The organism is Amycolatopsis mongoliensis, from assembly GCF_030285665.1.
Taxonomy (GTDB): Bacteria; Actinomycetota; Actinomycetes; order Mycobacteriales; family Pseudonocardiaceae; genus Amycolatopsis; species Amycolatopsis mongoliensis.
Genome location: NZ_CP127295.1, coordinates 9,617,151 through 9,643,862, shown reverse-complemented (window position 1 = coordinate 9,643,862; position 26,712 = coordinate 9,617,151). Strand labels below are relative to the sequence as shown.

General features: G+C 71.6%; 29 protein-coding genes. 17 read left to right on the top strand and 12 right to left on the bottom strand.

The genetic code is table 11. The features are described 5' to 3' along the window. Positions 1-66 precede the first annotated feature (66 nt). Positions 67-1,329, top strand: coding sequence for an extracellular catalytic domain type 1 short-chain-length polyhydroxyalkanoate depolymerase (locus tag QRX60_RS46155; RefSeq protein WP_285997788.1), 1,263 nt, complete (start codon positions 67-69; stop codon positions 1,327-1,329). On the opposite strand, the gene QRX60_RS46150 is transcribed toward QRX60_RS46155, so the two are convergent. Together QRX60_RS46150 and QRX60_RS46145 are read right to left on the bottom strand one after the other, a co-directional pair. Further along, positions 1,326-1,826 (bottom strand): methylated-DNA--[protein]-cysteine S-methyltransferase, encoded by a 501-nt coding sequence (locus QRX60_RS46150; protein WP_285997787.1) that lies wholly within the window; start codon positions 1,824-1,826, stop codon positions 1,326-1,328. The two genes, QRX60_RS46155 and QRX60_RS46150, sit on opposite strands and share 4 nt — an antisense overlap. Before the next feature lie 16 nt (positions 1,827-1,842). Further along, complete coding sequence (locus tag QRX60_RS46145; protein ID WP_285997786.1) at positions 1,843-2,739, bottom strand: glycoside hydrolase family 16 protein; 897 nt, start codon at positions 2,737-2,739, stop codon at positions 1,843-1,845. A 329-nt stretch (positions 2,740-3,068) separates the two neighbouring features. Here QRX60_RS46145 and QRX60_RS46140 point away from each other — a divergent pair, with 329 nt between their 5' ends. Both QRX60_RS46140 and QRX60_RS46135 read left to right on the top strand, forming a co-directional pair. Further along, positions 3,069-4,241: a glycoside hydrolase family 64 protein gene (locus tag QRX60_RS46140; protein ID WP_285997785.1), complete on the top strand. Its 1,173-nt coding sequence runs from the start codon at positions 3,069-3,071 to the stop codon at positions 4,239-4,241. A 42-nt stretch (positions 4,242-4,283) separates the two neighbouring features. Then, the gene (locus tag QRX60_RS46135) at positions 4,284-4,496 is read left to right on the top strand and encodes a hypothetical protein (RefSeq protein ID WP_155546378.1); all 213 of its coding nucleotides are present in this window, start codon (positions 4,284-4,286) and stop codon (positions 4,494-4,496) included. Positions 4,497-4,595: 99 nt separating this feature from the next. Here QRX60_RS46135 and QRX60_RS46130 read toward each other — a convergent pair whose 3' ends face one another. Beyond that, positions 4,596-5,084: an ATP-binding protein gene (locus tag QRX60_RS46130; RefSeq protein ID WP_285997784.1), complete on the bottom strand. Its 489-nt coding sequence runs from the start codon at positions 5,082-5,084 to the stop codon at positions 4,596-4,598. A 274-nt stretch (positions 5,085-5,358) separates the two neighbouring features. Here QRX60_RS46130 and rho point away from each other — a divergent pair, with 274 nt between their 5' ends. Continuing rightward, positions 5,359-6,429, top strand: coding sequence for a transcription termination factor Rho (gene rho, locus QRX60_RS46125; protein WP_285997783.1), 1,071 nt, complete (start codon positions 5,359-5,361; stop codon positions 6,427-6,429). A gap of 1 nt (position 6,430) precedes the next feature. Here the strand turns inward: rho and QRX60_RS46120 are convergent, their stop codons facing one another. The 5 genes from QRX60_RS46120 to QRX60_RS46100 form a co-directional block, all read right to left on the bottom strand. After that, positions 6,431-6,604, bottom strand: a complete 174-nt coding sequence (locus QRX60_RS46120) for a hypothetical protein (RefSeq protein ID WP_285997782.1) — start codon at positions 6,602-6,604, stop codon at positions 6,431-6,433. Between the two features lie 38 nt (positions 6,605-6,642). Further along, positions 6,643-6,921 (bottom strand): hypothetical protein, encoded by a 279-nt coding sequence (locus QRX60_RS46115; RefSeq protein ID WP_285997781.1) that lies wholly within the window; start codon positions 6,919-6,921, stop codon positions 6,643-6,645. 107 nt (positions 6,922-7,028) lie between these two features. Next, positions 7,029-7,229 (bottom strand): DUF3072 domain-containing protein, encoded by a 201-nt coding sequence (locus QRX60_RS46110; protein ID WP_285997780.1) that lies wholly within the window; start codon positions 7,227-7,229, stop codon positions 7,029-7,031. A gap of 67 nt (positions 7,230-7,296) precedes the next feature. Continuing rightward, the gene (locus tag QRX60_RS46105; protein WP_285997779.1) at positions 7,297-7,719 is read right to left on the bottom strand and encodes a hypothetical protein; all 423 of its coding nucleotides are present in this window, start codon (positions 7,717-7,719) and stop codon (positions 7,297-7,299) included. Positions 7,720-7,782: 63 nt separating this feature from the next. Then, on the bottom strand, positions 7,783-8,835 hold the full coding sequence (locus tag QRX60_RS46100) for a C40 family peptidase (RefSeq protein ID WP_285997778.1): 1,053 nt from the start codon (positions 8,833-8,835) through the stop codon (positions 7,783-7,785). A 350-nt stretch (positions 8,836-9,185) separates the two neighbouring features. Here QRX60_RS46100 and QRX60_RS46095 point away from each other — a divergent pair, with 350 nt between their 5' ends. The 6 genes from QRX60_RS46095 to QRX60_RS46070 all read left to right on the top strand — a co-directional run bounded on the left by QRX60_RS46095 (position 9,186) and on the right by QRX60_RS46070 (position 16,489). Then, the gene (locus tag QRX60_RS46095) at positions 9,186-9,389 is read left to right on the top strand and encodes a heavy-metal-associated domain-containing protein (protein ID WP_285997777.1); all 204 of its coding nucleotides are present in this window, start codon (positions 9,186-9,188) and stop codon (positions 9,387-9,389) included. Beyond that, positions 9,386-10,285: a hypothetical protein gene (locus QRX60_RS46090; protein WP_285997776.1), complete on the top strand. Its 900-nt coding sequence runs from the start codon at positions 9,386-9,388 to the stop codon at positions 10,283-10,285. The genes QRX60_RS46095 and QRX60_RS46090 overlap by 4 nt, the downstream gene beginning before the upstream one ends. Continuing rightward, positions 10,282-12,432 carry a heavy metal translocating P-type ATPase gene (locus tag QRX60_RS46085; protein ID WP_285997775.1) on the top strand — a complete coding sequence of 717 codons (2,151 nt, stop codon included), beginning with the start codon at positions 10,282-10,284 and terminating at the stop codon, positions 12,430-12,432. Before QRX60_RS46090 ends, QRX60_RS46085 begins: the two co-directional genes overlap by 4 nt. Positions 12,433-12,501: 69 nt before the next feature. Next, positions 12,502-13,332, top strand: coding sequence for a peptidoglycan-binding domain-containing protein (locus QRX60_RS46080; RefSeq protein ID WP_285997774.1), 831 nt, complete (start codon positions 12,502-12,504; stop codon positions 13,330-13,332). A gap of 172 nt (positions 13,333-13,504) precedes the next feature. Next, positions 13,505-14,734, top strand: a complete 1,230-nt coding sequence (locus QRX60_RS46075; protein WP_285997773.1) for an HNH endonuclease signature motif containing protein — start codon at positions 13,505-13,507, stop codon at positions 14,732-14,734. A gap of 936 nt (positions 14,735-15,670) precedes the next feature. Then, positions 15,671-16,489: an LLM class flavin-dependent oxidoreductase gene (locus tag QRX60_RS46070; protein ID WP_285997772.1), complete on the top strand. Its 819-nt coding sequence runs from the start codon at positions 15,671-15,673 to the stop codon at positions 16,487-16,489. Here the strand turns inward: QRX60_RS46070 and QRX60_RS46065 are convergent. Beyond that, positions 16,443-17,387, bottom strand: coding sequence for a threonine/serine dehydratase (locus QRX60_RS46065; protein WP_285997771.1), 945 nt, complete (start codon positions 17,385-17,387; stop codon positions 16,443-16,445). The genes QRX60_RS46070 and QRX60_RS46065 overlap by 47 nt on opposite strands. A gap of 84 nt (positions 17,388-17,471) precedes the next feature. Here QRX60_RS46065 and QRX60_RS46060 point away from each other — a divergent pair, with 84 nt between their 5' ends. Further along, positions 17,472-18,359 carry a LysR family transcriptional regulator gene (locus QRX60_RS46060; RefSeq protein ID WP_285997770.1) on the top strand — a complete coding sequence of 296 codons (888 nt, stop codon included), beginning with the start codon at positions 17,472-17,474 and terminating at the stop codon, positions 18,357-18,359. 35 nt (positions 18,360-18,394) lie between these two features. Here the strand turns inward: QRX60_RS46060 and QRX60_RS46055 are convergent, their stop codons facing one another. Then, complete coding sequence (locus QRX60_RS46055) at positions 18,395-19,318, bottom strand: LysR family transcriptional regulator (protein WP_285997769.1); 924 nt, start codon at positions 19,316-19,318, stop codon at positions 18,395-18,397. Positions 19,319-19,391: 73 nt separating this feature from the next. Between QRX60_RS46055 and QRX60_RS46050 the strand changes: the two genes are divergently transcribed. Genes QRX60_RS46050 through QRX60_RS46040 form a run of 3 tightly spaced genes read left to right on the top strand, consistent with a single transcriptional unit; the run spans position 19,392 to position 21,812 of the window. Further along, positions 19,392-20,324: a DMT family transporter gene (locus tag QRX60_RS46050; protein WP_285997768.1), complete on the top strand. Its 933-nt coding sequence runs from the start codon at positions 19,392-19,394 to the stop codon at positions 20,322-20,324. A gap of 10 nt (positions 20,325-20,334) precedes the next feature. Further along, complete coding sequence (locus QRX60_RS46045; protein ID WP_285997767.1) at positions 20,335-21,231, top strand: NAD(P)H-binding protein; 897 nt, start codon at positions 20,335-20,337, stop codon at positions 21,229-21,231. Further along, a complete protein-coding gene (locus tag QRX60_RS46040) occupies positions 21,228-21,812 on the top strand; it encodes a CPBP family intramembrane glutamic endopeptidase (RefSeq protein ID WP_285997766.1) in 585 nt (194 codons plus the stop codon). Before QRX60_RS46045 ends, QRX60_RS46040 begins: the two co-directional genes overlap by 4 nt. Here the strand turns inward: QRX60_RS46040 and QRX60_RS46035 are convergent. Continuing rightward, complete coding sequence (locus QRX60_RS46035) at positions 21,809-22,873, bottom strand: serine hydrolase domain-containing protein (RefSeq protein ID WP_285997765.1); 1,065 nt, start codon at positions 22,871-22,873, stop codon at positions 21,809-21,811. The genes QRX60_RS46040 and QRX60_RS46035 overlap by 4 nt on opposite strands. 224 nt (positions 22,874-23,097) lie before the next feature. Between QRX60_RS46035 and QRX60_RS46030 the strand changes: the two genes are divergently transcribed. Together QRX60_RS46030 and QRX60_RS46025 are read left to right on the top strand one after the other, a co-directional pair. Then, on the top strand, positions 23,098-24,876 hold the full coding sequence (locus tag QRX60_RS46030) for a glycoside hydrolase family 76 protein (RefSeq protein WP_285997764.1): 1,779 nt from the start codon (positions 23,098-23,100) through the stop codon (positions 24,874-24,876). Positions 24,877-24,889: 13 nt separating this feature from the next. Further along, positions 24,890-25,501: a SecDF P1 head subdomain-containing protein gene (locus QRX60_RS46025; protein WP_285997763.1), complete on the top strand. Its 612-nt coding sequence runs from the start codon at positions 24,890-24,892 to the stop codon at positions 25,499-25,501. 3 nt (positions 25,502-25,504) lie between these two features. On the opposite strand, the gene QRX60_RS46020 is transcribed toward QRX60_RS46025, so the two are convergent. After that, positions 25,505-25,984 carry a MarR family winged helix-turn-helix transcriptional regulator gene (locus tag QRX60_RS46020; protein WP_285997762.1) on the bottom strand — a complete coding sequence of 160 codons (480 nt, stop codon included), beginning with the start codon at positions 25,982-25,984 and terminating at the stop codon, positions 25,505-25,507. An 82-nt stretch (positions 25,985-26,066) separates the two neighbouring features. Between QRX60_RS46020 and QRX60_RS46015 the strand changes: the two genes are divergently transcribed. Further along, a complete protein-coding gene (locus QRX60_RS46015; RefSeq protein WP_285997761.1) occupies positions 26,067-26,708 on the top strand; it encodes an FMN-dependent NADH-azoreductase in 642 nt (213 codons plus the stop codon). Positions 26,709-26,712: the final 4 nt, after the last annotated feature.

The following is a 26,712-nucleotide window of genomic DNA, read 5'->3' as shown; positions in this document are numbered from 1 at the left end:
CCGGTCCCAGGTCGCGAACGAACGATCGTCGCAGCTGCGCCCTGCTCCCGGAAAGGATTGACTCGAGTGCGAAGACTCTTCACCGCCCTCCTCGCCGCCGTGTTGTCGGTCGCCGCCGCCATCGTGCTGGTGGTCACGGCGCAGCCCGCGTCGGCGGCCACGCTCACCAGGGTGACCGGCTTCGGCACCAACCCCAGCAACCTCAACATGTACGCCTACGTCCCGGACCGGGTCGCGGCCCGCCCGGCGCTGCTGGTCGCGATCCACTACTGCACCGGCTCGGCCTCGGCGGTGTTCACCGGCTACGCCCACGACTACGTCACCGCGGCCGACCAGTACGGGTACGTCATCGTGTTCCCGGAGGCCACGCGCAGCGGGCAGTGCTTCGACGTCTCCTCGCCGCAGGCCCTCACCCGCGGCGGCGGCAGCGACCCGGTCGGCATCCTGTCGATGGTCGACTACGCCAAGCAGCACTACAACGTCGATCCCGCCCGGGTGTTCGTCACCGGGTTCTCCTCCGGCGCGATGATGACGAACGTCCTCGCCGCGGAGTACCCGGACGTGTTCGCCGCCGGCTCGGCGTTCATGGGCGTGCCGGCCGGCTGCTTCGCCACCACCGACGGCTCGAGCTGGAACAGTCAGTGCGCCAACGGGCAGATCATCAAGACGGCGCAACAGTGGGGCGACCAGGCCCGGCAGATGAGCGGCGGCCGCAGTGGCCCGTACCCGCGGATGCAGCTGTGGCACGGCACCGCCGACGACACCCTCCGCTACCCGAACTTCGGCGAAGAGATCAAGCAGTGGACCAACCTGCGCGGGGTGAGCCAGACGCCGTCGTCGACCGACTCGCCGCAGTCCGGCTGGACGCGCACCCGCTACGGCGGCACCGGCACGCAGGCGCCGGTCGAGGGGATCAGCGTCCAGGGCGCCGGGCACGCGCTGCCGCAGAGCGGGATGGTCGCGTACGCGATCGCGTTCCTGGGCCTGAACAGCGGCGGCACCACCCCGCCGCCGACCACCACGCCGACCACGCTGACCACATCCACGACCCCGCCGCCGGGCGGGTGCACCGGGACCTACGCCAAGACGGCGCAGTGGAACGTCGGCTTCAACGGCCAGGTGACGGTGACCGGGTCGAGCAGCTGGGTGCTCACCATCACCTTCCACGCACCCCAGAAGGTCATCGGCAGCTGGAACTACACCGGGACCTGGGACAGCACCGGGTACGTGCTGACCGCGCGGCCCAACGGGAGCGGCAACGTCATCGGCTTCACCGTCGAGCACGGCGGGAACCTGACGGACCCGGCCGTGACCTGTTCGGTGGGTTAGAACAACCGGCCGACCTCGTCCGCGGGCGGTTCCTCCAGGCTGAGGAGGAACCGCTTGCGGGTGAGGCCGCCGGCGTACCCGGTCAGGCCGCCGCTGGTGCCGACCACGCGGTGGCAGGGCACGATGACGCTGATCGGGTTCCAGCCGTTGGCGTTGCCGACCGCCTGCGCGGCGGCGGGGTCGCCGAGTTCGGCGGCCAGCTGCCCGTACGTGCGGGTTTCGCCGTACGGGATCTTCGTCAGCAGCGCCCAGACCTGCTTCTCGAACGCCGAGCCGCGCGGCGCGAGCTCGAGGTCGAACTCGCGCCGCGTGCCCGCGAAGTACTCGCCGAGCTGCTGCTTCGCCGTCTCGAAGCCGTCGTCCACGCGCGGCCCCGGGTCGGTGACGCGGGGTGTGCGCAGGTGGCCGTCGAAGTAGAGCCCGATGAGCGCGGTGCCGTCGCCGACCAGGGTCAGGGGACCGACCGGGGACTCGACGACGGTGTGGCGCACGCTCATGGCGTCAGCCTACAAGTCAGCCCTGGCTCGTCTTCACCGAGAGCGAGTCGATGCTCATCTCCGCGCCGGGTGTGATGTCCGCACTCGGGGAGGTGCAGCCGCACACCTTGTTCGGGTAGGAGCCGCCGATCGCGACGTCGAAGATGACGAAGAACCCGTGGTCGACGGCGGCCTTCCAGGTCGCGTCGGACACCTGGTTCTGCTGCACCGCGAAGGTCTGGGTGCCGTCGAGGAAGAAGCGCAGCTCCTCGGCCGCGGCGTTGCGGCGGTCCACGACGACGGAGTAGGTGTGGTAGCCGTCCTGGCAGCCGGCGCAGTCCTGGAGGTCGCTGGTGATGCCGTCCGGGTCGTGGCACTCGCCCTGCCACTGTCCACAGTGGAAGGTGGTGGAGTGCTTGCTCAGCGCGTTGACGTCTTCCATGATGTCGAGCTCGCCGATGCTCGGCCAGTTCGTCGCGCCGACCGGGCGGGCGTCGGCACCCATCGCCCAGAACGCCGGCCAGTAGCCGAGGCCGCTCGCGGGGGAGGGCTGCTTGAGCGTCGCGCTGATCTCGAGCCGGCCGCCTTCGGGGGCGGCGAAGTCGGTGCGCTGCGTTTCGATCCGGCCGGACGTCCAGTGGCCGGCGGCGTCGCGCAGCGGCTTGATCGCCAGGTGGCCGGCGCCGTCGTGGTAGACGTTGTCGGTCGAGTTCGTCGCCGTCTCGATCTCCCCGGTGCCCCAGTTCGCCGCGCCGCCGGGGTAGCCGGTTCCCGTGTCGTAGAGCCAGTTCTGGGTGCTCAGGCCGGTGCCGGCGGCGCCGTCGAAGTCGTCCTGGAACACGGTGGTCCACCCGGCTTCGGCGTGCGCCGGGGCGGCGGTCAGGGCGAAGGACAACGTGGCCAGCACGGCGGTGAGCCGCTTGACGGTGCGCATGGAGGTCTCGCTTCCTGAGGGGAATGGGGCCGTCCACGACCTGCGAGGCCGCCCACTGTCACCGCCGGTCCGTGCCCGCGTCAAGGGATGTGCCCGGAAGTACCCCGCACCCGGTACCCGTGGGCAGTCCCGGGGGAGTCGCGTTTGGAATTCGGCTCGCCGGGGCAACGCGCGGGCCGGGTGAGATGGTGGTCTGGACCTTCTTTCGAAGGGTTGCCAGGTAACGAAAGTGGAGTCATAGTTTGTTGACGTCCACAACGAATCCTGCGAACCGCCCTCGGAAGTCCTTTAAGGACTCTGCAATCCGTCTCCTCAACGTGGAGGACGCCATGATCTCCCGTCGCTCGTTCCTCGGTCTCACGGCGGCGACGCTCGCCACGGCCACCGCGCTGCCCCTCGCGCGGTCCGCCTACGCCGCGACGCCGGACACGTTCGGCCTCAAGCTGGTGAACAATTCGGGCTCCGGCGCCGTGTACGCCTACGTCACCGGCACGACGCCGGACGGGCGCCTGGTGCTGCTGCGCGCCGACGGCACGCCGTACTACCCGGACTCGCCGTCCGCGCCGACGACCCCGCTGCCGGAGGACTGCGCCATCCCGATCGCTTCGGGGGCCCAGGTTTCGGTGCCCAAGATGGGCGGCGCGCGCATCTACGTCGTCACCGACGCGAAGCTGGACTTCTTCCTCGACCCGGGACCGAACCTGGTGCACCCGAGCTTCCTCAACTCCGGCGACGCGAACTACGGGAAGAACTGGTCGTTCAGCGAGTTCACGTTCAACGACACGCAGCTGTTCGCCAACATCAGCTACGTCGACTTCGTGGGCATCCCGATGGGACTTTCGCTGACCACGTCCGGCTCCGGTACGTCGACGGTCAACGGGCTTCCCGCGGGCGCGCTCGACCAGATCGCGTCTTCGCTGACGCAGCTGGGCGGCGAGTGGGCGGGCCTGGTGCAGACCGGCGGGGGCGGGAACCTGCGCGTGCTGTCGCCGCACCACCACGCGTCCCAGTTCGGCGGCTACCTCGACGGGTACATCGACCAGGTGTGGCAGAAGTACGCGGGCACGGACCTGGTCGTCGACTCGCAGAACCCGGGCCTGGGCACGTTCACCGGCCGCGTCTCGGGCGACCAGCTGGTGTTCGGCTCCGAGTCGTTCGCCAAGCCGGCGACGGCGGACGTGTGGAGCTGCGACAGCGGCCCGTTCGCACTGGCGGCCGGAGCGAGCGACGCGCGCAAGGCGATCGTCCCCCGCCTGGCGGCGGCGTTGAACCGGACGACGTTGCTGGACAACCCGAACCAGCCCACGGCGGAGGACCCGGCGAAGTTCTACCAGGGCGACGTGACCAACCACTACGCGCGGATCGTCCACTCGAAATTGCCGGACAACCGCGGGTACGCGTTCCCGTACGACGACGTGAGCCCGGGCCCGGACTTCAGCGGCGCGGTCTTCGCGGGCGACCCGCAGGTGCTGACGATCACGATCAACGCGGCGCACGGCTGAGGCAGTGCGAAAACTGTCGGTGGTGACGGCTAGCCTCATGGCATGAACACGGACGACGCGACGGTCCCGGCGGACCAGCTGACCAAGGGCCAGTGGTTCTGGCACGAGCCGGCGCCGGGCCTGCCCGCGTGGCAGCTGCAGGTGACCTCGGCGGAGTTGCTGGAGGACTCCGTCGAGATCTTCACCACGGACGAGGAGAGGGAGCTGGTTTCCTACCCGCGGAACCGGCTGGTCCGGCTGGCCGGGGCGGCCTGAGGGTTGTGAGGTAGGACACCGGGGGAGGCGGGGCGGCGGGGCGGCGTGCTGGCCCGCCGGAGTGGCGAACCGGCGCCGGCCGCGCGCGGCGCCGCCCGGTCAGGCCGGGTTCTGGTCCCTCAGCGCCGCCGGGCGCCAGGTCATGCGGACCGTCGTGCCGTCGCAACCCGTTTCGATGTCGGACTGGTCCGTCACCTTCTCGATCAACACCAGGCCGCGCCCGCCCGAGGTGCGCAGGCCGGCCCGGCGCGGGCTCGTCGCCGGGATTCCGCAGCCCGTGTCCGTCACCGTGACCGTCACCGTGTCGCCGGTGCGGGCCGCCTGGAGGCGGGTCCAGCCGCGGCCGTCCGGGTAGGCGTGGGCCACCACGTTCGCCAGCGCTTCGTACGTGGCCAGCGTGATGTCGTGCGTGCTCTCCGGGTCGAGCGGGAACTCGCCGAGCCACTGGGTCAGCTTGCGGCGCAGGCCCGCCATCTCGTTCGGCAGCGCGGGCGCCAGTTCTTCGAACTTCGAGGTGACCACGGCGCCGGTACCGGTGCGCGCCGGAGGCGTGGTCCCGGTTTGGTCGCCGTCGGTGCTCTCACCCATGTCGATGCCAGGCTCCCGGGTATGTCGGTACACGATCCGCTCCCATCGTCAGCCGCGGTTCCCCCGTGCTTCGGGCTTCTCTGAAGAGCTACCCACCGCGATGGGGTCTTACCCGTTGTGCTTTCCGTGACGTCGCGCTACCGTGAAGGTGCTCCTCGCGGATGTCGGCCCCTCGGCCGCCCGGAGGAAGCCTCCCGGATCCAGGCCGATCGGCCTTCTTCCTCATCTCTGGCCTCGCCGTCCGCGTGGGCCGCCGCTCATCAGGAGAACACTCATGCCCTTTCACGGAATCCTTGACCTGTCAGGAAAAACCGCCTTCGTCCGCACCGGCTACCGGCCGTGCCCGGACGACATCGCACTCCCGCTTTCCGTCGTCCGCAAGCACAAGCTGCGTCCCGGCGACGAAATCACCGGAACCACCGAGGAAATCACCAGCGTCAACGGTGCCGACCCGGCGGAGCCGCGGCCGGACTTCGCCGACCTGGTCCCGGTGCACCCGGACCAGCGCCTGCTGCTCGAAACCACGCCGACGCGCCTGCTGCCGCGCGTCCTCGACCTCGTCACCCCGCTCGGCAAGGGGCAGCGCGCACTGATCGTCTCCCCGCCCAAAGCGGGGAAAACCACGACGCTGCGTGAGATCGGCCACGGGATCTCGGTCAACCACCCGGAATGCCGGCTGATGGTGCTGCTCGCCGACGAGCGTCCGGAGGAGGTCACCGATCTGCGCCGGACCGTGCGCGGTGAGGTGATCGCGTCCACTTTCGACCGTCCGCCCGCCGAACACATCGCGGTGGCGGAACTCGCCGTCGAACGCGCGAAACGCCTGGTGGAGCGCGGCGAAGACGTCGTGCTGCTGCTCGATTCGCTGACCCGCCTCGGCCGCGCGTACAACCTTTCGGCCCGCCCGTCCGGCCGCACCCTGTCCGGCGGCGTCGACGCGGCCGCGCTGCAGCCGATGAAGCGCATCCTCGGCGCGGCCCGCAACCTCGAAGGCGGCGGGTCGCTCACGATCGTCGCTTCGGCGCTCGTGGAAACCGGTTCGCTGGCCGACACGGTGTTCTTCGAGGAGCTGAAGAGCACCGGCAACGCCGAGCTGAAACTCGACCGCAAGACGGCCGAGCGCCGCACCTTCCCGGCGGTCGACGTGGCCGCGTCCGGCACCCGGCGCGAAGAACTCCTGGTCACACCGGGTGAACTCGTCGCGATGCGCGAGGTTCGCCGGGCCCTGCAGGGCCCGCACGCGATCGAGCAGCTGCTCGACCAGCTCCGCAAGACGGGGTCCAACGCCGAGTTCCTGCTCCGCGTGACGGGCGCCGCGGCCGCCGCCATGCCCGCTGCGGCCTGACTCAGCTTTCGCGCCGCTCCCGGAGTTCTCCGATCACCTTCTGCCCGACGCCGTGCGCTTCTTCGGCGTTGTCCGGCGGGACGCCTTCCCCGGCCTCGTAAAGGTTGTCGTCCGCCCGGCCGGGGTCCGCGGTTCCGGGCCGGGCGATTTCGGGTTGCTCGTTCGTTTCGGACATTTCCGAGTGGTACCCGGCCTTTCCCGCGGCCAACCGCGTCACCGAGGCGGCTGGTAGGGCGTGGCTTGCGGGTAGGACGGCCGTTCGGGCCCGCGATTCAGGGCAGCGACGAGAAAACCGAGCCCGGCAACGGTGCCGACGAGCGGCGCGGCCCCCGGCGAAGCGGCCCACCACCCGACGCCGCCGGCGGCGGCGACCCACGCCACGACGAGGGTGCGCTTCGCGGTGAGGGGATAGGGCTTGGGCAGTTCGCGGAGGGCTGTCGCACCGAGCACGAACAATCCGGCCGAAGCCACGAGCAGCACGGTCAGGTACACGGGATGTCCTCCTTCGGGGGAGTCGGTCATCTGGGTACCGGTTACCCGTGCGGGAGGGCGGCAAGCCGTGGCGCCGGGCACAGCGGAGCCCGCGCCGCGCCGGGCCCTCAGGTACCTCGGCCGGTCTCGCGCTGGAGCTCGTCGATCCGCGTCGAAGCCTCGGCCTTGGTCAAGCCGTCAGGCACCTCTTCACCGGCCTCCTGGGCCAGCGTCTGCAGGTAGGACTTCTGTGGCCCGGTCATCGGCTCGTCGCCGGTCATCCAGTCGCTCGGGTCCTTCTCCGGGTTCGGTTCCACCTGGTCGGTCACGGCATCCTCCAATCGAACATATGTTCGCTCGAACTCGGCTCTGGCGCAGGGGTCCGACAATCGCCGGTCACGGGCCGGCCGGCGGGGTGCTCGGCGCCCCCGCCTCGTGGCCCGGTCGCCCGTGCGTCCGCCGGTCGTCCTTCATCTGCTGTTCGTGCAGGTGGCGGCGCCCGCCGGTCAAGGACTCCAAGAGCGCGCGCTCGAGGTCGCGGCACGCCTTGTGGTAGCCGTCGTCGTATTCCTCGACGATCTGGAACGTCCACCGGCCGGGCAGCACGTTGAGCCCGATCAGCTCCTCGGAGATCCGCCGCGCCCAGTCCGCGTGGCCGGCCTTCTCGAGCTTCTCGACGGCTTCGCCGAGGGCCAGATCCGCGCTCCCGGTCAGCTGGTGGAACGAATAGAGGTGCCCGCGCGCCCGCTCGATCGTCTCGAGCGCTTCGGTGACCTTGCCGACCGCCGAGACCGTGGCGGCGTCGTAGTTGTCGACCATGCGCGGAAGATGCCCCGTCCCGGGATTTCTACACCTCCCGGAACGGGGCATCCGCCCGAAGGATCAGGCCGTCGGCCGCGTCGCTCCCGCGTACTGGCTCAGCAGCGGCGAGATCTTGACGACGTCGCCGCTCGTCGGCGCGTGCACCATCTTGCCGTCGCCGATGTACATCCCGATGTGGGACACGGGGGAGTAGTAGGCGACCAGGTCGCCCGGCTGCAGCTGGTCGCGCGGCACCGGCGTGCCGAAGCCCGCCTGCGCCGACGACGTCCGGGGCAGCGTGATCCCGGCCTGCTTGTAGGCCCACTGCATCAGGCCCGAGCAGTCGAACGTGCTCGGCCCGGTGGCGCCGTAGACGTAGGCGCTGCCGAGCTTGCTCAGTGCCGCGTCGACCGCCTTCTGCGCGGCCGAGGAGGCCGCCTTGACGGTCGGGGCCTTGCCGCCGGTGTCCTTCTGGGCGGTCTTGTCGGCGGTGCTGAGGGTCTTGCTCTGGGCCTCGATCTGGTCGATCTGGGCCTGGAGGTTCTTCTTCTTGCCTTCGATGTCCGAGGCCAGCTTCGCCGCGGCGTCCCGGGCGTCCGTCGCCCGCTTCGCCGCGTCCGTCGCCGCCTTCTCGGCCGCGGCGGCCTTCTCGGCCGCGCCGCTGAGGTTGCCCATCGCGGCGTTCTTGTCGGTCGCGATGACCTCGAGGGCTGCCGAGCGGTCCAGGAAGTCCTGCGTCGACGTGCCGGCCAGCAGCGCCGACAGCTTGTTCAGCTGGACGCCGCTGGTGAACGACGCGCCGGCGAACTTGTCGACCTGCGTCTGGTACTTCTGCTTCGCCTCGATGGCCTGCGCACCGGCGTCCTTGGCGGCGGTGACGTCGGCGTTGGCCTTGTCGAGCTGGCCCTGCTTGGCGGTCAGGTCGTCCTGGGCCTTGAGCAGGTCCTCGTTGAGCTTCTCGGCCTGGGCCGAGAGGTCGCGGTACTTGGCCAGGGCGTCGGACCCGGTGGGCGGGGCCTGGAGGACGGGGACGGGGGCGGCGGTGGCCGGCGCCTGGGACATGGTGACGACAGTGATCACCGAGGCAGCGGCGAGGGCACCTGACACCACGCGCTTGACGGGATGCGAACGCATTCTCGCGCGGGTCTCCTTTGCTGATCGGCCGCCGTCGGGTACCGGGGCGAGTCGGGGGCCTCGCCGTGTCCGGCGCGTGCTCGACCGCAACAGGAAGAGCAACGCGGTGGGTCCGGTACCCAGCAGGGGGTATCGGCGGCGATCTCGCGTCGCCGTCTCATCGACGACCGGGGGCCGCGAGATCTCGAACAGGTTACGAAAGGAGCACGGCACCGTCTAGGGGGCCCCTTTGAGAACTCTCCGTGACGGCGAGAAACACGCCCGGACCAGTGGTAACCGAATTTGCTGTGACCGGGATTACATGCCAGATCGGGCTTGATTACCCTACCCCCCTAGGGTATCTATGAGACATGGCAGACACGACCTACACCGTCACCGGCATGACGTGCGCCCACTGCGCCCGCTCGGTCGAAGAGGAGATCCGCGGACTCGGCGGCGTCACCGGCGTCACCGTCGAACTGGCCACCGGTGCGGTGACCGTCAGCAGCACCGAAGCCCTTTCCGTCGCCGACGTGCGGGGCGCCGTCGAAGAGGCGGGGTACGAGCTGACATGAACACGGCAGCGAAGCTCTCCGCCTACGGTGCGGCGCTCGCCCTGGTCGCCGTCGGCGCCTGGGTCGCCGGCACCGCCGTCGGTCCCTTCCCCGCCGAAGCCGGGGTGCACGGCGGCGAGGACGCCGCGCACGGGGACGTCCACGGCGGCACCGTCGCGGAGGCCGCGAACCACCAGCCCGGCGGGCTGGCGTCGGCCGCCGGCGGCTACACCCTCACGCCCGCCGGCACGACGCTCACGCCGGGCGCCACGACGAAGTTCACCTTCCGGATCACCGGCCCGGACGGCGCTCCCGTGACCGCCTACGACGTCGAGCACGAGAAGCGGATGCACTTCATCGTCGTCCGCCGGGACACCAGCGGCTACCGGCACCTGCACCCGGACCTCGGCGCCGACGGCACGTGGAGCGTCCCGATCACCGTCGCCGACGCGGGCAGCTACCGCGCCTTCGCCGACTTCACACCCGCCGGGGGACCGGCGCAGACGCTCGGCGTCGACCTCGTCGCCCCGGGTCTCTTCCAGCCCGTCGAGCACGCGGAGTCGCGCGTCGCCGACATCGGCGGCTACCGCGTCCGGCTCGACGGCGACCTGGTGCCCAGCCGCTCGTCCCGGCTGACCGCGACGGTCACGAAGGACGGCCGCGACGTCACCGATCTGCAGCCCTACCTGGGCGCGTACGGCCACCTCGTCGCGTTGCGCGGCGGCGACCTGGGGTACCTGCACGTCCACCCGGACGGCGAACCCGGCGACGGCCGCACGAGCGCCGGCCCGGCCGTGCCGTTCTTCGCCGAGGTGCCCTCGGCCGGGACCTACCGGCTGTTCCTGGACTTCCGCCACGACGGCGCGGTCCGCACCGCCGAATTCACCGTGACCACCGGGGAAGGGGACCGGCGATGACGCTGCACCTGGAGAAGAAGCCCGCGGAGATCGAGCTGGGCATCACCGGCATGACCTGCGCGTCCTGCGCCATGCGGATCGAACGCAAGCTCAACAAGCTGGACGGCGTCAGGGCGACCGTGAACTACGCGACGGAGAAGGCGAAGGTCGTCTACGGCGGCGAGATCGCCCCGCAGGACCTCGTCGCGCAGGTCGAGGCGGCGGGCTACGGCGCGGCGCTGCCCCGGGCGGAACCGGACGAGCCCCGGGAAGAGGACCCCGGCCGGACGCTGCGGCAGCGCCTGCTCGGTTCGGCGGTGCTCTCGGTCCCGGTGATCGCCCTGGCGATGGTGCCGGCCTGGCAGTTCACCTACTGGCAGTGGATTTCGCTCACCCTGGCCGCGCCGGTGCTGGTGTGGGGCGCGTGGCCGTTCCACCGGGCCGCGTTCGCCAACCTCCGCCACGGCGCCGCCACGATGGACACGCTCATTTCGATGGGCACGCTCGCCGCGTTCGGCTGGTCGGTGTACGCGCTGCTGTTCGGCAGTGCGGGCATGCCGGGCATGAGGCACCCGTTCGAGTTCACCATCGAGCGCATGGCCGGGGACGGCGCCATCTACCTCGAGGTCGCTGCCGGCGTCACCACGTTCATCCTGGCCGGCCGCTACTTCGAGGCCCGCTCGAAGCGCCGCGCCGGTGCCGCACTGCGGGCGTTGCTCGATCTGGGCGCGAAGGACGTCGCGGTCCTGCGCGACGGCGGCGAGCAGCGGATCCCCGTCGCCGACCTGGTCGTCGGCGACCGGTTCGTGGTGCGGCCGGGGGAGAAGGTCGCCACCGACGGCGTCGTCGAGGACGGCGGGTCCGCGATCGACGCGAGCCTGCTCACCGGTGAAAGCGTGCCGGTCGAGGTCCGGCCGGGCGACGCGGTCGCCGGCGCGACGGTCAACGCCGGCGGCCGGATCGTCGTCCGCGCCACCCGCGTCGGCGCCGACACGCAGCTGGCCCAGACGGCCCGGCTGGTCGAGGAGGCGCAGACCGGCAAGGCCCGCGTCCAGCGGCTCGCGGACCGCGTCTCGGCGGTGTTCGTGCCGATCGTCATCGCGCTGGCCGTGGCGACGCTCGCCTTCTGGCTCGGCGCAGACGCGACGCCCTCGGCCGCGTTCACCGCCGCGGTCGCGGTGCTGATCATCGCCTGCCCGTGCGCGCTCGGCCTGGCGACGCCGACGGCGCTGCTGGTCGGCACCGGCCGCGGCGCGCAGCTCGGCATCCTCATCAAGGGGCCGCAGGTGCTGGAGTCGACCCGGCGCGTCGACACCGTCGTGCTCGACAAGACCGGCACCGTCACCACCGGCCGGATGACGCTGGTCGAGGGCGACGGCGAGGTGCTGCGGCTCGCGGGCGCCGTCGAGGCCGCGTCCGAGCACCCGGTGGCGCGGGCGATCGCGGACGCCGCCCGGGAGCGCTTCGGGACGCTGCCGTCCGTCGTGGACTTCCGCAGCACGCCGGGCCTGGGCGTCGAAGGCGTCGTCGAGGGGCGCGAGGTCAGCATCGGCCGGGCTGCTTCCGACAGCGCGCTGACCACGGTCGCGGTGACCTGGGACGGCGAGGTCCGGGGCACGCTGGCCGTGGCCGACACCGTCAAGCCGACGTCCGCCGAGGCGGTCCGGCGGCTGCGCGCGCTCGGGTTGACCCCGGTCCTGCTCACCGGGGACAGCGCCGTGGTCGCCCGGGCGGTCGCCGCCGAGGTCGGCATCGAGCGCGTGATCGCCGAGGTGCTGCCGAAGGACAAGGCCGACGTCGTGCGCGGGCTGCAGGAGGACGGCAAGGTCGTCGCGATGGTCGGCGACGGCGTCAACGACGCGGCGGCGCTCGCCCAGGCCGACCTGGGCCTGGCGATGGGCACCGGCACCGACGTGGCGATCGAGGCGGCCGACCTGACGCTCGTGCGCGGCGACCTGCGCGCGGCGGCCGACGCGATCCGCCTGTCGCGCCGGACGCTGCGCACGATCAAGGGCAACCTGTTCTGGGCGTTCGCGTACAACGTCGCCGCGCTGCCCCTGGCCGCCGCGGGCCTGCTGAACCCGATGCTCGCCGGCGCGGCGATGGCGGTCAGCTCGGTCTTCGTCGTCACGAACAGCCTGCGTCTGCGCGCGTTCCGGGCCGGGTGATTTGTACGGTCCTTGTACCGGGCCGCGCGATGCTGGTCGAGTAAGGATTCCGACCAGTGGAGGACAGGGATGTTCACGAAGGCCGCCGTGCTGACGGCACTCACCGCAGCGGCGTTCGCCGTGGCCGCACCGGCTCAGGCCGAGCCGGCGGCCACGACGGCGCTGCCCACGGCGAACATGGAGGCCGTGCTGAAGGCGGCCCAGATCGACCCGCGCCGCGCCGACGACACCCAGACACCGGGCGCGCACGACAGCGTGCTGCTCGTCGAACAGGCGCTGCAGGCGAAGGGCCTGCTGGCCTCGACGTACGTCGACGGGTACTTCGGCACGACGACGATCACGGCGTACTCGCAGTACCAGAAGTCGTTGGGGTACACCGGAATCGACGCTTCGGGCCTGCCGGGCAAGACGTCGCTGGAGAAGCTGGGCGAGGGCCGGTACACGGTGACGTCGCCCGTTTCGGCCGGTAGTCACGTCACTTACCACGGTGTCACGTTGAACACGCGCACCAAGGCGATGCTCGTGGCCGCCGAGGGGATCTTCGGGTCGTCGGTCAGCTTGACGCAGGGTTCGTACAACCCCGGCGGGGTCGATGCTTCCGCCGGTACCCATGATGGTGGCGGGGCCATGGACATCTCGGTGTCCAGCCTGTCTTCTACCAGCCGGACCAACCTGCTGAAGGCGTTGCGGAAGGTCGGGTTCGCTGCTTGGCTGCGTACTCCTGATCAGGGTTTTGCCTATCACATCCACGCCATGGCGATCTCGGACCCGGATCTTTCTTCGGGGGCTCAGCACCAGACCGGGGACTACTACCTGGGTATGAACGGTCTTGCCGGGCGTGGTGCTGATGATGGTCCTTCGGTTGCGAAGGTTACTTGGGAGGAGTACCAGCGGGGTTGATCCCTTTTAGGGATACGGCTTCGCCGGGGCGTGGGGAATCGGCGCCTTCTGTTCTTGCTTCCCGCTCGGTGCGGGAGCGCCGATTCCCCACGCTACGGTGGCCCTGCCGGGCTTCGTCGTGATCATCCTTTCGTGTTATGAACATGCGTTCGGATGCCGGTAATCTTGGTGTGTGGACAGCGAAGCGGTGTGGAGAGCGGATGCGGTGGCCCTGGCCGACCGTATCTCCGCGCTGCTCACCGTCGTGCGCTCTGCCGAGGCTGAGATCGGTTCTCTGCTCGTGGAAATCGAGTCGCGCGGGGTCATGGAACTCTTCGGCTACCGGTCTGTCGGCCGGTTGTTCGAGCATCTCGCCGATGTTCCCAAGGCTGCCGCCGAGAACGTCGTCAAACGAGCCCGAGCCCTCACCTCTAGTCGCAATCTCGACGGCACACCCATTCCCGCTGTCGCTCCCACCACCGGCGCCGCCACGTTGGACGGCCGGTTGAGCACCCCGATGATCGACACCATCGTCGGTGTCATGACTCAAGTTCCGCCCGAGCACCGCGATAACGCCGAACGAGACTTGCTGTCCTTCGCCGAAGACGCCGGACACAAGCAGGTCGCCGCACTGGGCGCCCGCATCCTCGCCCACCTCGACCCCGACGGCACCGAACCCGACACCACCGAACCGGCCACCCCCAGCCGCGAACTGTCGTTGCGCCGCAAAAGAACCGGGGTCTGGGAACTTCAGGGCCGGTTCGATGACGAGACCGGCGCCCGCGCCAGCGCCCTGCTGGATTCCCTGGCCGAACGCCGCAGAGCCGACGACGGTCCCGACTTCCGTTCCCCGCAGGAACGCTACGGCGACGCCTTCTCCGACGCGATCGACCTCGCCCTGAATTCTCCAGACTTGCCCATGCAGGCGGGTGAACGAGCGCACGTGATGGTCGCGGTCTCGTTGGAAGACTTGAAGTCCGGTGTCGGCCAGGCAACGTTGGGCGATACCGGCCGCATATCCGCGGCCGAGGCCCGGATCCACGCCTGCGACTGCCAGATCATCCCCGCAGTCCTGGGTGGCAAGGGGGAACCCCTCGACCTCGGGCGCCTCCGGCGGTTGGTCTCACCCGGCCTCCGCCGCGCGCTGTACCTACGCGACCGCGGCTGCGCCTTCCCCGGCTGCCATCGCCCACCCCGCCACTGCCAAGGCCACCACATCCGGCACTGGGCCGATGGCGGGCCGACCGAGCTGGGCAACCTGGTGCTGATGTGCGGCCACCACCATCGGTTGCTGCACCGCTCCGGTTGGCAAGTCCGCATCGCCGCCGATGGACTACCCGAGTTCCTGCCACCGGTGTTCTTGGACAGGCGCCGAAAACCCAGGCGCAACAACCTCCACGAGCCGTTACCGTTCGCCGCCTGATCAACCGAAGAGGGGAAAGGCCCGTAGCCACCGGCTACGGGCCTACACCCACGCCGCCGAAGCTTGATCGGCTTCAGGGCAGCGCTCGTCACCACGCCAAAGGTCCGTCTGGGTCACCTCCCGGCGACGGCGATCGCTGTGGGCAGCGCCCTTACCGAAGGCTGCCCATGCCATGTGGGCGCGGTCGGGGTCATCACCCGGACGACAGCATCGCTCTCAGCAGCACCTAAACCGCATGCCCGCACATTCGGCGTGGTCATCGCTTGGACCACGGCGCTCTCAGGCATCGCCGCGACGCGCAGCAAACTCATAGCGTCGCAGCCAGCGCCGACCCACCCCGTACGGCATCGCAGAGACGGGTCGTTCACCTTGCCCGGACACAGCACCCTGGCGACCGGAAACCGATGATCCGTCGCGGCGACTCCGAGTCAGTCTAGCGGGAATCTGGCTTGCCTACTGCGCGCCGACAAACTCATGTCGCACCCGTGACAGCGCCGACTTGGCCGATAGCGGGTAACACCCGAGTCCGGCGCAGAAGCTGTCGTGGTCAGAACGTCCCGAGACGCATGATCCCGGCGACGAAACCTTATGATCCGCCTCCGCAGCCACACCGAGTCAGTCTCGCGGGAACCTGGCTTGCCTACTGCGCAGACAAACCAAGTCGCACCCGTGACAGCGCCGACTTGGCCGATATCGGGTAACACCCGAGTCCGGCGCGGAAGCCGTCGCGGTCAGAACGTCCCGAGACGCATGCCCCGCAGCTCCAGACCCGTTCAAACCGGCCAAACCCGACTTGCCATCGCGCTCGGGCACGGCACCAACCGTAGCCGGCTACTCGAAATCCCCGGGCAAAGCCCGCCCCGGCCTCGACCGTGGTGGCACAGCCGAGCGCCGCGGTGGTTTGATCGAAGTACCAACCAAACCCGGGGGTGCTCGATGGCCAACAAGGCGTTCCGGTTCGGCGTGGTCGCTGGTGCGACCGAAGGCGGCGCGAAGTGGCTGCAGACCGCGCGCCGCGCTGAGGAGCTCGGCTACTCCACCCTGCTCTGTCCCGACAACCTCAACCTGCCGACCCCCACCGCCGCGCTCGCGGCTGCCGCTGCCGTCACCAGTGAGCTGCGGGTCGGCTCCTTCGTGCTGGCCAGCCCGCTGCGGACCGCGCGGGCCGCCGCCTGGGAGGCGCACAGTCTCGCCGTCGTGACCGGCCACCGGTTCGAGCTCGGGCTCGGGACCGGTCTTCCGACCATGCGGCACCAGGCCGAAGAGCTCGGCCTGCCCTACGGCTCGGGGCAGGAGCGGCTCGACTCGATCTCCGAGACCATCGACCACGTCCGCCGGCTCGACGGCGACGAGCACAGCCCGGTCATGATCGCCGCCGGGGGGCCGAAAGCTCGTCGGCTCGCCGGGGCGAAAGCCGACATCGTCACCCTTGCCGGTGGGGTGCTGACCACCCGTGAAGAGATGGCCGGCTACGTCGGGGAGATCCGTGAGGCGGCCGGTGATCGCGAGGTCGAGTTGGCGCTGAACATCTTCGTCGTCGGTGAGCAGGTGCCGCCGTGGATCCGGGGCTTCATCGGCGTCGATGCCGAAACGCTCATCGAGCACGACTCGCTGACCATGATCCGCGGCAGCGTCGACGACATGGCCGCCGAGCTCGAACGGCGGCGCGAGGAGCTCGGCGTCTCCTACTTCAGCGTCAACGGCGCCTTCATCGAGGAGTTCGCGCCGCTGGTGGCGCGGCTGTCGGGGAAGTGAGCGTCGCCGGGTCGGTGTTCGCGCCGCACAGCAGGACCGCGACGCGTTCTCCCGGCGCCGGGCGGTAGGCGCCGGAGAGCAGCGCCGCGAACGCCGTCGCTCCGCCGGGCTCGAGCGCCAGGCGGTAGCGGTCCCACAGCGCCGCCCGGGCCTCGACGATCGCCGCGTCGTCCACCAGCACCGATCCGGCGCCCGTCCGGGTCGCGACCGCGAACGCGATGTCGCCGAGTCGCGATGCGCCCAGGGAATCCGCGGCGACGCCGGACACCTCGACCGGGACCGGTTCGCCCGCGGCCAGGGCCGCGTTCAGCGTCGGCGCCGTGCGCGGCTCGACGCCGACCACCCGCGCGCGGCCCTCGACCGCGGCCGCGATGCCGGCCAGCAGCCCGCCGCCGCCGACCGCGACCAGGATCGTGTCGAGGCCGCCGGTCTGCTCCAGCAGCTCGAGGCCGGCCGTGCCCTGGCCGGCGCAGATCTCCGGCTGGTCGTAGGCGTGGCAGAAGAGCGCGCCGCGGTCCGCCGCGTCCTTCACCGCCGCGTCGTAGGCGTCCGCGTACTTCTCGCCGACCAGCTCGGCGGCCGCGCCCAGCTCCCGCAGCTTCGCGACCTTGACCGCGGGCGCGTTCACCGGGACGTAGACCCGCGCGGCCACGCCGAACTCCCGCGCGGCGTAGGCGACGGCGAGCCCGGCGTTGCCGCCCGAGGCGGTCACCACTCCGGCCGCCGAGAGCTCACCCGCGGCGATGATCCGGTTGAACGCGCCACGGGCCTTGAACGACCCGGTGTGCTGCAGCTGCTCGAGCTTGAACCACACGCCGTCGTCGGTGAACACCGGTGTCCGGCGGACCCGGCCCCCGATCCGCGTGGCCGCCTGCTCGACATCCGAAGTGCTGATCATCGCCCCAGCATGCGCGCGGACCGCCGTAAGCACCAGCGAGGTCTTCTACGCTGACCTTAGCAACGCTTACGGCTGGAGGCTCCCATGCTCGACGCCCACCGCCTGGCCCTGTTCGCCGAGGTCGCGCACGCCGGGTCGATCGCCGGAGCGGCCCAGGCGCTGTCCTTCACGCCGTCCGCCGTCTCGCAACAGCTGGCCAAGCTCGAACGCGACGTCGGCGCGCCGCTGCTGCACCGAAACCCGCGCGGGGTCACCCTCACCCCGGCCGGGGCGGCGCTGCTGAGCCACGCGGAGACCGTCGTCGGGGAGCTGCGCACGGCCGAGCGGACCGTCCGTGCCCTGCTCGGCGAGGAACCGGCGCAGCTCACCGTCGGCACGTTCGCCAGCGCCGGCATGACGCTCGTGCCCGCCGCGCTCGCCGGGTTCCGCCGCGACCACCCGGCGGTCGCGCTGCGGCTGCTGGACCTCGAACCGCCCGACGGGTACGGGCTGGTCAGCTCGCGCGACCTCGACCTGCTGATCACCCACCGCTATCCCGGTGCGCCGCTGCCCGACCCCAGCGGGCTGACGCGGTCGCTGCTGCGTTCGGAGCGGTTCCGGCTGATCCTGCCCGAGGGACATCCGAAAGCTCGCGTCCGCCGGCTCACGCTGCGGGCCCTGGCGGGGGAGGACTGGATCTCCGGCAGCCCGGGCGTGCCCAACCGCAGCTGCCTCGACCAGCTCGCCGGCGCCGCCGGGGTCACCCTCACCGTGGCCTACGAAACCCGGGACTACCAGGTGATCCTGGCGCTGGTCGAGGCCGGGCTGGGGGTCGCGTTCGTGCCGGAGAGCGTGCTCGAGCGGGTGGGGCCGGCCCGGATCGAGGTCCGCGACGTCGCCGACGCCCGGCCGGCGCGGGACGTCTTCCTGGTGCACCACCGGCAGCCGGGAAGGCTGGTGACCGAGATGATCGAGCGGCTCGGTCCACAGTAGACTGCTCGGCGCCCGGGACCTGATCCGCTGACGCCTCAGCCGACCGGCCGCCCCACGCTCTCGAAGCGCGCGGAAGCGGCTCTGAGCGTGTCCAGGCACGCACGCACCGCGCCGTGGTCCTCCTCGCCCGCCCGGCAGATCGCGTAGATGGTCCGGGTCAGCGCCGGGCGCGTGGCCAGGATGCGGACGCCCTCGGGCTGCGGCTCCCGGGCCAGCCGCGGCACCAGGGCCGCGCCGACGTTGCCCGCCACCAGCGCCAGCTGCGTCGGGTAGCCGCCGACCGTGCAGCTGATCCGCGGCTCCAGCCGTTGCTTGCGCAGCACCTGCACCAGCCACTCGTAGCAGCCGGACCCCAGGCTCCAGCCGATCCACGGCAGGTCGTCCACTTCGGACAGATCGACCGTCTTGCGGTGCGCGAGGCGGTGCCCGGCGGGCAGCGCGAGGTCGGCGACGTCGGAGAACAACGCGATCCGCGTCGTCGCGGGCGGGAGCACCGTCGGCCGGTCCTCCCAGCTCTCCAGCACCGCGACGTCGAGGTCGCCGGCCAGCACGCGGGGCATCGTCTGCTCCGCCTCACCCTCGTGCAGCGTCACCGCCAGCCGCGGGTGCTGCGCGGCGAGCGTGGCCAGCGCGGGCGGCAGCAGCGCGTGCACCGTCGTCGGGATCGCGCCGACGCGCAGCGGCCCGATGACGTCCTCGCGCAGCAGCTCCAGGTCCGCCTTCGCCTCGGCGACCTGTGCCAGGATCCGCTCGGCGTGCCCGGCCAGCACCTGGCCCGCCTTCGTCAGCCGGATGCCCCGGCCGCGCGGCTCCAGCAGCCGCTGCCCGGCTTCCCGTTCCAGCTTAGCCAGCTGCTGCGACACCCCCGACGGCGTGACGTGCAGGGATGCGGCCGCCGCGGCGACCGAACCCTGCGTGGCGACGGCGTGCAGGGCGCGCATCCGCTCGATTCCGAACACGGTAGAGATGCTACCGAATTCCGCGCAGAAACATTCGCTTGTCCTTGGCAGTCGCCGCCCGCAGGCTGGAGCCGTGACCACGACCGCGCCGCGCCCCGCGACCACCACCACGCCGTTCACCGAGCGCTTCGACCCGCGTCTGCTCGCCGCGCTCGGCAGCTTCTGCATCTCCCTGTCGTCGGTCTTCATCAAGGTCTCGCACGCCGGCGGCAGCACGAGCGCGTTCTGGCGCTGCCTGCTCGCCCTGCCGGTGCTGCTCGCGCTCGCCGCGCGGGAACGGCGGAAGGCGGGCCCGGCGCCCCGCCGCCGCGTGCTCCTCCCGCTGCTGGCCGGCACCGGGCTCGGCCTGGACTTCGTGCTGTGGGGTGAGGCGATCCCGCGGATCGGCGCCGGCATCGCGACCGTGCTGCTCGCCGTCCAGGTGGTCATCGTGCCGCTGCTGGCGTTCGCGTTCCTGCGGGAGCGACCGGCGAAGCAGTTCGTCCTCGCCGCGCCCGTGCTGCTGGGCGGCGTCGTGCTGGCCGGCGGGTTCGCCGGCACCGGCTCGTTCGGCCCGGACCCGGTCACCGGCGCCGTGTTCGCGATGCTGGCCGGCGCGGGGTACGCCGGCTACCTCTTCCTGATCCGGCTCAGCGGTGGCACGGGCGCGCAGGCGCAGTCCCTGGCGCTGGCCACGGTCTCCGCCGGCGTCGTCGCCGTCGTGCTGGGCGTCCCGACCGGCACGCTCGACCTGACGCCGAGCCTCGAGACGTTCGGCTGGCTGGTCGCGCTCGCCGTGGTGGGTCAGCTGATGGGCTGGATCCTCATCTCCGCCGCCCTGCCCCGGATGTCGGCCACCACCGGCGCGACGATGATGCTGCTGCAGCCGGTCGGCGCGGTGCTGCTGGGGATCGGCCTGCTCGGGGAGACGCCGAGCGCGCTGCAGCTCGTCGGCTGCGCGGGGGTCGTCGCCGCGGTCTGCTTCGCCGCCATCGGACGTTCTGCGGACCGGCGGGGCCCCGGCTAACGTCGCGACCATGAGAGTGCTGGTGGCCGGGGCTTCGGGGTTCGTCGGCAGACGGTTGTGCCCGGCGCTGGAAGAAGCCGGGCACGACGTCCTCGCGATGACCCGCCACCCCGCGAAGTACGACGGCGCCGGGACGGCCGTGCGCGGCGACGTCGCCGACGTCGGTTCCCTGCGGGACGCGCTCAAGGGCGCCGAAGCCGCCTACTACCTCGTGCATTCACTCGACAGCGCGGACTTCAAGCGCCGCGACGCCGAGGCCGCCCGCGCGTTCGCCCGGGCGGCGGCCGACGCGGGCGTGGGCCGGATCGTCTACCTCGGCGGCCTCGGGGACGACGACGACACGCTCTCGGCGCACCTGGCCAGCCGGCGCGAGGTCGAGCGGCTGCTGGGGGAGACCGGCGTGCCGGTCACCGTGCTGCGAGCCGGGATCGTCGTCGGGCACGGCGGGACGTCGTGGGAGCTGACCCGCCAGCTGGTGGAGCACCTGCCGGCGATGATCACGCCGCGCTGGGTCGGCACGCGCACCCAGCCGATCGCGATCGCCGACGTCGTCCGCTACCTGGTCGGCGTGCTCGAACACCCGGAGGCGGCGGGCCGCACGTTCGACATCGGCGGTCCCGAGGTGCTGGCCTACCGCGACATGCTGCAGCGGGTCGCCGCGATCGAGGGGCGGCCGCTGGTGATCGTGCCGGTGCCGCTGCTCTCGCCCCGGCTCTCGTCGTACTGGCTCTCGCTGGTCACCGACATCGACGTGACGACCGGGCGGGCGCTGATCGACTCGATGACGAACGAGGTCGTCGTCCGCGACGACGCGATCCGCCGGATCGTCGAGTTCGAGCCGATGGACTACGACGAAGCCGTGCTGCAGGCCCTGGGCGAGCGGGCGAAGAGCAGGCGGCCGGCGTGAAGAAGGCGTTGCTCGCCGGGGTGACGGCCGCCGGGTCCGCGTTGCTCGGCGCGTCCCTGGCCAGCCGGCCGGGTTCGCGCCGGTTCCACGTCCTCACGGCGGCGGTCGCGGCGACCTGGTTCGCCGGTGCCGGCCCGGTGCCCCGGGGCCGCCGCGACGTCGTGCAGCCGGTCCTGGCGGGGGCGGGCGCGTTCGGCGTGTTCTACGGCGGTGCGCTGGTGGCCCGCCGCATCCCGCCGCTGCGGCGCGCGATCGCGGGGGTGCTTTCCCACGCCCACCACGGCCCGACCCCGTCGGTGGTGGCGACGGCGCTCGTCACGGGTGCGGCGGAGGAGGTCTTCTTCCGCGGCGCGCTGTACGACGCGTTCGGCCCCCGCGGTTCGACGGCGATGTACGTCCTTTCGACGACGGCGACGCGGAACCCCGCGCTGGTACCGGCCTCGGCCGTGATGGGCACGCTCTTCGCCCTGCAGCGCGGCCGGTCGGGTGGGGTGCAGGCGCCGCTGCTGACGCACGTCGTGTGGTCGGCGCTGATGCTGGGCTTCCTGCCGCGCCTGTTCCCGCCGGAGTGCGACGACTAGCCCGTGAGCGCTTCGTAGGCCGCCAGCACGACGCCCAGGCCGCGGGAATACCCGTCTTCCCAGAGGATCTGGTTCATCACGTACGACACCGCCAGGTGGTGGTCCGCGTCGACGAGGACCACCGATCCCCCGAAGCCGCCCCACGTACACGTGCGGTTCTCCAGCCGGAAGCCCATGCCGTACCGCATCGGCGCGCCGAGGACGCGGTCTTCGCCGTGGAACTGCTCCTCGAAGACCCGCTCGCTGCCGGCCGCCGACAACAGCCGTACGCCGCCGGCGGCTCCGCCACACGCCAGCACCGACTGCACCGCGGCGACCGAGCGGGCGTTGCCGTACCCGTTGACGGCCGGCAGTTCCGCGCGCCGCCAGGCCTCGGGGTACGAATCCGCCACGCCGATCAGGAAACCCGGCGGCTTGTCGCCCTGGGGGTCGGGGAGCAGCGGGGCGACCCGGTGATCGTGCTCGGCGCCCAGCCCGATGTGGAAGTCCGCGTCCAGTGGGCCGGCCACCTCTTCGGCGAAGAACGTGCCGAGGCTGCGCCCGGTGACGCGGCGGACGACTTCGCCGACCAGGAAGCCGAAGGTCACCGAGTGGTAGCCGCCCGCGGTACCGGGCTCCCACACCGGCGCCTGCGCGGCCAGCCGCGCCGTCACGGCCGGCCAGTCGAGGAGATCTTCGACCGTGATCGGCCCGTCGAAGTCCGGCAGGCCCGCGGTGTGCCCGAGCAGGTGCCGGACCCGCACCGACTCCTTGCCCGCGGCCGCGAACTCGGGCCAATACGCGGCGACCGGCGCGTCCAGGTCGAGGTCGCCGTGGTCGGCCAGGACCAGCGCGCAGAGCGCGGTCATCGTCTTGGTGGTGGACCAGACGTTGGTGATGGTGTCGCGTTCCCACGCGACGGTGCGCGCCGGATCGACGTACCCGCCCCACAGGTCGACCACCGGCTCGCCGTCCACGAACACGGCGACCGAGGCGCCGACGTCGTCGGCGTCCAGCGACTCCGCCAGGACGTCGCCCACTCCGCTGAACCGTTCCTCGCAGCTACCGTAGATGTCGGCCACGGCGGCAAGCTAACTCCGCGCGGCGCGGCCGGACCAACTCATTTTCCCGCGCTCAGGCCGGAACCCCGGCCAGCTCGGCGACGTGGCTCCACAGGTGCGCCCGGGCCATGACGTCGTCCGCGCCAACCATTGTCCGGAACGAGCCAGAACCGGGCGGAATCCTTCAGAACCGCGGCGGGATTTCCTATCCTGGAGTGAACCCCGGTGCGTGGAGAGGGATGTCGATGCGGACATTGCTCGTGCTGCTGCTCGTCCTCGGTTCCCTGACCCCGATCCCCGCCGCCGCGGCCACGGCGGTGTGCGTGACGTCGTGCGACACCCTCGACCCCTCGCGGGCCACGCGGGAGAGTTTTCCCTTGCCCGACAAGGTGATCAACGGCCGGGTGGTGCGGCTGCACGCCTCCGACCCCGACGGCATGGCGTGGGCGAGCATCGACAACGGCGTTGCCGGCGACGCCGTCTGGCTCGACCGCTCGTGGGACGCCGGCGCGAGCTGGGAAGGCCTGCTGGGCAAGGCGAGCATCCCGGCCACGTGGACCGGCACGCGCACGCTGATGTACAACCTCACCGACCCGCAGCACCACCGCCGCGGGCTGGTCCGGGCGTGCGGGGACGCGCAGGGCGTCGCGTGCACCGCGTGGATCTACCCGGACGTCTGCGACGCCGCGTGCGACCGCGGCGCACCCGGCGCCGGGGACAGTCAGCCGGTTGCACCGACCACGCTCTTCGGCCGCACGATCCGGCTCCACTTCGACGGCAGGGGCATGGCGTGGGCGGGGATCGAAGCGGGCGGCGCCGGCGACGAGATCTGGCTCGACCGCTCCTGGGACGCCGGGGCGAGCTGGCCGGACGGCTCGTCGCTGGGCCGCACGAGCGTCGCCGCGGGCGGCACCGGCACCCACACCACGGCGTTCGCGGCGCGGGACCCGCGCGGCCGGCTCTACGGCGGCGCGGTGCGCGCGTGCGGCCGCGAAGCCACGCACGCACAAGGGAGCTGCACGGCCTGGGCGCGCCCGGCGGTGACCCGCGCCGCCGGTGCGCTCGACGCGCTGATGTGGTCCTACGACTCCTACACCGCGTGGTGGCCGTCGAGTTGGTGGAACTCGGCGGTCGCGGTGACGGCGGTGGCCGACGCGGGCGGCTTCGACGCCGCGCTGGCCCGCACGTTCGACGTCAACCGCGTCGCTTTCCCCGCCGGGGCTAGGAGTTCCGACGCGATCGAGGGCGACTTCGTCAGCCGAGCCATCGACGACAGCGCGTGGTGGGGCCTGGCGTGGGTCGCCGTCTACGACCGCACCCACGACGCGCGCTACCTCTCCGAGGCGACGACGATCGCGAACTACGTCCACGGGTTCTGGGACACCGGCACCTGCGGCGGCGGGGTGTGGTGGAACCGCGAGCGGACGTACAAGAACGCCGTCACGGCCGGGTTGTACCTGCGGCTGACCGCGTCCCTGCACAACCGGCTCGCCGGCGACACCGTGTGGGGCCAGCGCGCCCGGACGGCGGGCGACTGGTACCTGAACAGCGGGCTGATCAACTCCTCGGGCCTGGTGAACGACGGGCTGACGGCGTCGTGCGCGAACAACGGCCAGACCGTCTGGACGTACAACCAGGGCCTCGGCATCGGCGGCCTGCTGGAGCTGTGGCGCGCCACCGGCACGACGTCCTATTTGGACGCGGCGAAACGCTTGGCGGACGCGGCGACGACGCGGCTCACGTCGGGCGGCGTGCTCGTCGAATCCTGCGACACCGGCTCGGGATCCTGCGACGACAACCAGAAGCAGTTCAAGGGCATCTTCCTGCGCTACTTCGGCGACCTGGCCACGGCGACGGGTTCGGCCACCTACCGCGCGTTCGCGCAGAAGCAGGCCGACGCGCTGTGGGCGGGCGACCGCGACGCGCTGAACCGGATCGGCCAGCGCTGGACCGGCACCACGCCGAACGTGACGGACTGGCGCACCCAGGCGTCCGGGCTCGAAGCGATCCTGGCGGCCGGATAGCTCGCACGTCAGAATGGGCGCCGTGCGGATCCTCCTCCTCGCGGCCGTCGCCGTGCTCGCCACCGGGTGCCAGGCCGAGGTGGCGGGCCACGCCGTGCCCACCGGCTTCGTCGTCAAGGACGGCACCCAGCTGCGCTTCCGGCCGGTCCTGGCCGAGCTGCCGCCGGGGCCGCCGACCGGCTCGGCGACCGACCGGCAGAGCACCGACCCGGCCACGCAGCAGGCCGCCGCGCAGGCTTTCGACTGCGCCCAGGGGAAGCCGGATCCGCTGGACGGCCACGACGACCCGGCGCGGCCGCTGGTCAGCTGCGACCGCGTGCAGGGCACGAAGTACGTCCTCGCCCCCGGCTTCCTCGGCGGTGACGACGTCGGCCGCGTGGACGCCGCCGTCGACCCGCGGACCGGGAGGTCGGTCATCAGCATCAGCTTCACGGCCGCCGGGGCGAAGACGTGGGCGGAGTGGACCGGGCAGAACATCGGCAAGCAGGTCGCGATGGTGCTGAAGAGCCGGGTCCTGACGGCTCCGACGGTGCAGTCCGCCATCACCGGCGGGGAAACGCAGATCACCGGGAACTTCACGCTGCCCGAGGCGCAGCAGCTGGCCCGCGACATCGCCGGCGGCTGACGCTCAGCAGGTCGGCCGCGTCACGGCTTCCGTGCAGGCTTCCGCCTCCGTCTTGCTCGTCGCCTGGTGGAGCAGCTCGTAGAGCGTTTCGCGCTGCTCGTCGCTGAGCCCGCGCAGCACCTCGTCCTCGACCGCGGCCAGCGCGAACTCGGCCCGCACGAGCAGCTTCACGCCGACGTCGGTGAGCTCGACGACGTGGCGCCGCCGGTCGACGGGGGAGCGGCGGCGCTCGATCAGGTTCTCGGTCTCGAGGTCGTTCAGCAGGCCGACCACGTTCGTGCCGTCCATCTCCAGGATCTTCGCCAGGTCCTGCTGCGAACTGCCGCCCAGGTCGCGCAGGACCGTCAGGGCGATCAGGTGGCGCGGCCGCAGGCCGAGCGGGGCCAGCACGGACTCGCTGCGCAGCCGCATCCGGCGCGAGAGGTGGTCGAGCAGCGCTCCACACCGGTGGGGCGGCTGGTTGACGACCGGCAGCGAGGTCATGCGCCCAGTATATGGGCGCCCCAGCGGTCGATGTGCTATTAATGGTTTGTCTTACACCAATGATCGATGGACGGCTAGCGACATGGCACATCTCCTCCACATCGACTCGAGCATCCAGGGCGAGCGCTCGGTGAGCCGCCGGCTCAGCGCACGGGCGGCGGCCGGGTGGCGGGCCGCGCACCCCGACGGCACGGTCACCTACCGCGACCTGGGCGCGCACCCGCTCCCGCACCTCGACGCCGAGAGCGGCGCGGCCCGCGCGGTCCCGCCCGAGCAGCACACGCCGGCCCAAGCCGCGTCGTGGGCGCTGACCCAGGAGCTCGTCGGCGAGATCAAGGCGGCCGACACGGTGCTGCTGGGCCTGCCGGTCTACAACTACGGCGCGCCGAGCAGCGTCAAGGCGTGGGTCGACCACCTCATCGCGCCGGGGCTCTCAGTCGACCACGAGACGATGACCGGCCTGCTCGGCGGCCGCGAGTTCGTCGTGCTGGCCTCCCGCGGCGGCGGTTACGGCGAAGGCGCGCCCCGGGAAGGCTGGGACCACGCGGAGCAGTGGCTGCCGCACGGCGTCTCGCTGACGGGCCTGGAGCCGCGGTTCATCACGGCGGAGCTGACGCTCGCGCACGTGAACCCGGCGATGGCGGAGCTCATCCCGCTGGCGGACGCGAGCCTGGAGACCGCGGAGAAGACCATCGACGCCCTGTGGGCCCCGGCGCGGGTATGACCGA

Coding starts and splice junctions, on each gene's coding strand:
- QRX60_RS46105 (WP_285997779.1), bottom strand. CDS start 7,719: ATGGTCGACAACTACGACGCCGCCACGGTCTCGGCGGTCGGCAAGGTC.
- QRX60_RS46095 (WP_285997777.1), top strand. CDS start 9,186: ATGGCAGACACGACCTACACCGTCACCGGCATGACGTGCGCCCACTGC.
- QRX60_RS46145 (WP_285997786.1), bottom strand. CDS start 2,739: ATGCGCACCGTCAAGCGGCTCACCGCCGTGCTGGCCACGTTGTCCTTC.
- QRX60_RS46100 (WP_285997778.1), bottom strand. CDS start 8,835: ATGCGTTCGCATCCCGTCAAGCGCGTGGTGTCAGGTGCCCTCGCCGCT.
- QRX60_RS46020 (WP_285997762.1), bottom strand. CDS start 25,984: ATGACCTCGCTGCCGGTCGTCAACCAGCCGCCCCACCGGTGTGGAGCG.
- QRX60_RS46150 (WP_285997787.1), bottom strand. CDS start 1,826: ATGAGCGTGCGCCACACCGTCGTCGAGTCCCCGGTCGGTCCCCTGACC.
- QRX60_RS46065 (WP_285997771.1), bottom strand. CDS start 17,387: ATGATCAGCACTTCGGATGTCGAGCAGGCGGCCACGCGGATCGGGGGC.
- QRX60_RS46090 (WP_285997776.1), top strand. CDS start 9,386: ATGAACACGGCAGCGAAGCTCTCCGCCTACGGTGCGGCGCTCGCCCTG.
- QRX60_RS46015 (WP_285997761.1), top strand. CDS start 26,067: ATGGCACATCTCCTCCACATCGACTCGAGCATCCAGGGCGAGCGCTCG.
- QRX60_RS46120 (WP_285997782.1), bottom strand. CDS start 6,604: ATGTCCGAAACGAACGAGCAACCCGAAATCGCCCGGCCCGGAACCGCG.
- QRX60_RS46030 (WP_285997764.1), top strand. CDS start 23,098: ATGCGGACATTGCTCGTGCTGCTGCTCGTCCTCGGTTCCCTGACCCCG.
- QRX60_RS46085 (WP_285997775.1), top strand. CDS start 10,282: ATGACGCTGCACCTGGAGAAGAAGCCCGCGGAGATCGAGCTGGGCATC.
- QRX60_RS46045 (WP_285997767.1), top strand. CDS start 20,335: ATGAGAGTGCTGGTGGCCGGGGCTTCGGGGTTCGTCGGCAGACGGTTG.
- QRX60_RS46070 (WP_285997772.1), top strand. CDS start 15,671: ATGGCCAACAAGGCGTTCCGGTTCGGCGTGGTCGCTGGTGCGACCGAA.
- rho (WP_285997783.1), top strand. CDS start 5,359: ATGCCCTTTCACGGAATCCTTGACCTGTCAGGAAAAACCGCCTTCGTC.
- QRX60_RS46060 (WP_285997770.1), top strand. CDS start 17,472: ATGCTCGACGCCCACCGCCTGGCCCTGTTCGCCGAGGTCGCGCACGCC.
- QRX60_RS46130 (WP_285997784.1), bottom strand. CDS start 5,084: ATGGGTGAGAGCACCGACGGCGACCAAACCGGGACCACGCCTCCGGCG.
- QRX60_RS46025 (WP_285997763.1), top strand. CDS start 24,890: ATGGGCGCCGTGCGGATCCTCCTCCTCGCGGCCGTCGCCGTGCTCGCC.
- QRX60_RS46140 (WP_285997785.1), top strand. CDS start 3,069: ATGATCTCCCGTCGCTCGTTCCTCGGTCTCACGGCGGCGACGCTCGCC.
- QRX60_RS46080 (WP_285997774.1), top strand. CDS start 12,502: ATGTTCACGAAGGCCGCCGTGCTGACGGCACTCACCGCAGCGGCGTTC.
- QRX60_RS46135 (WP_155546378.1), top strand. CDS start 4,284: ATGAACACGGACGACGCGACGGTCCCGGCGGACCAGCTGACCAAGGGC.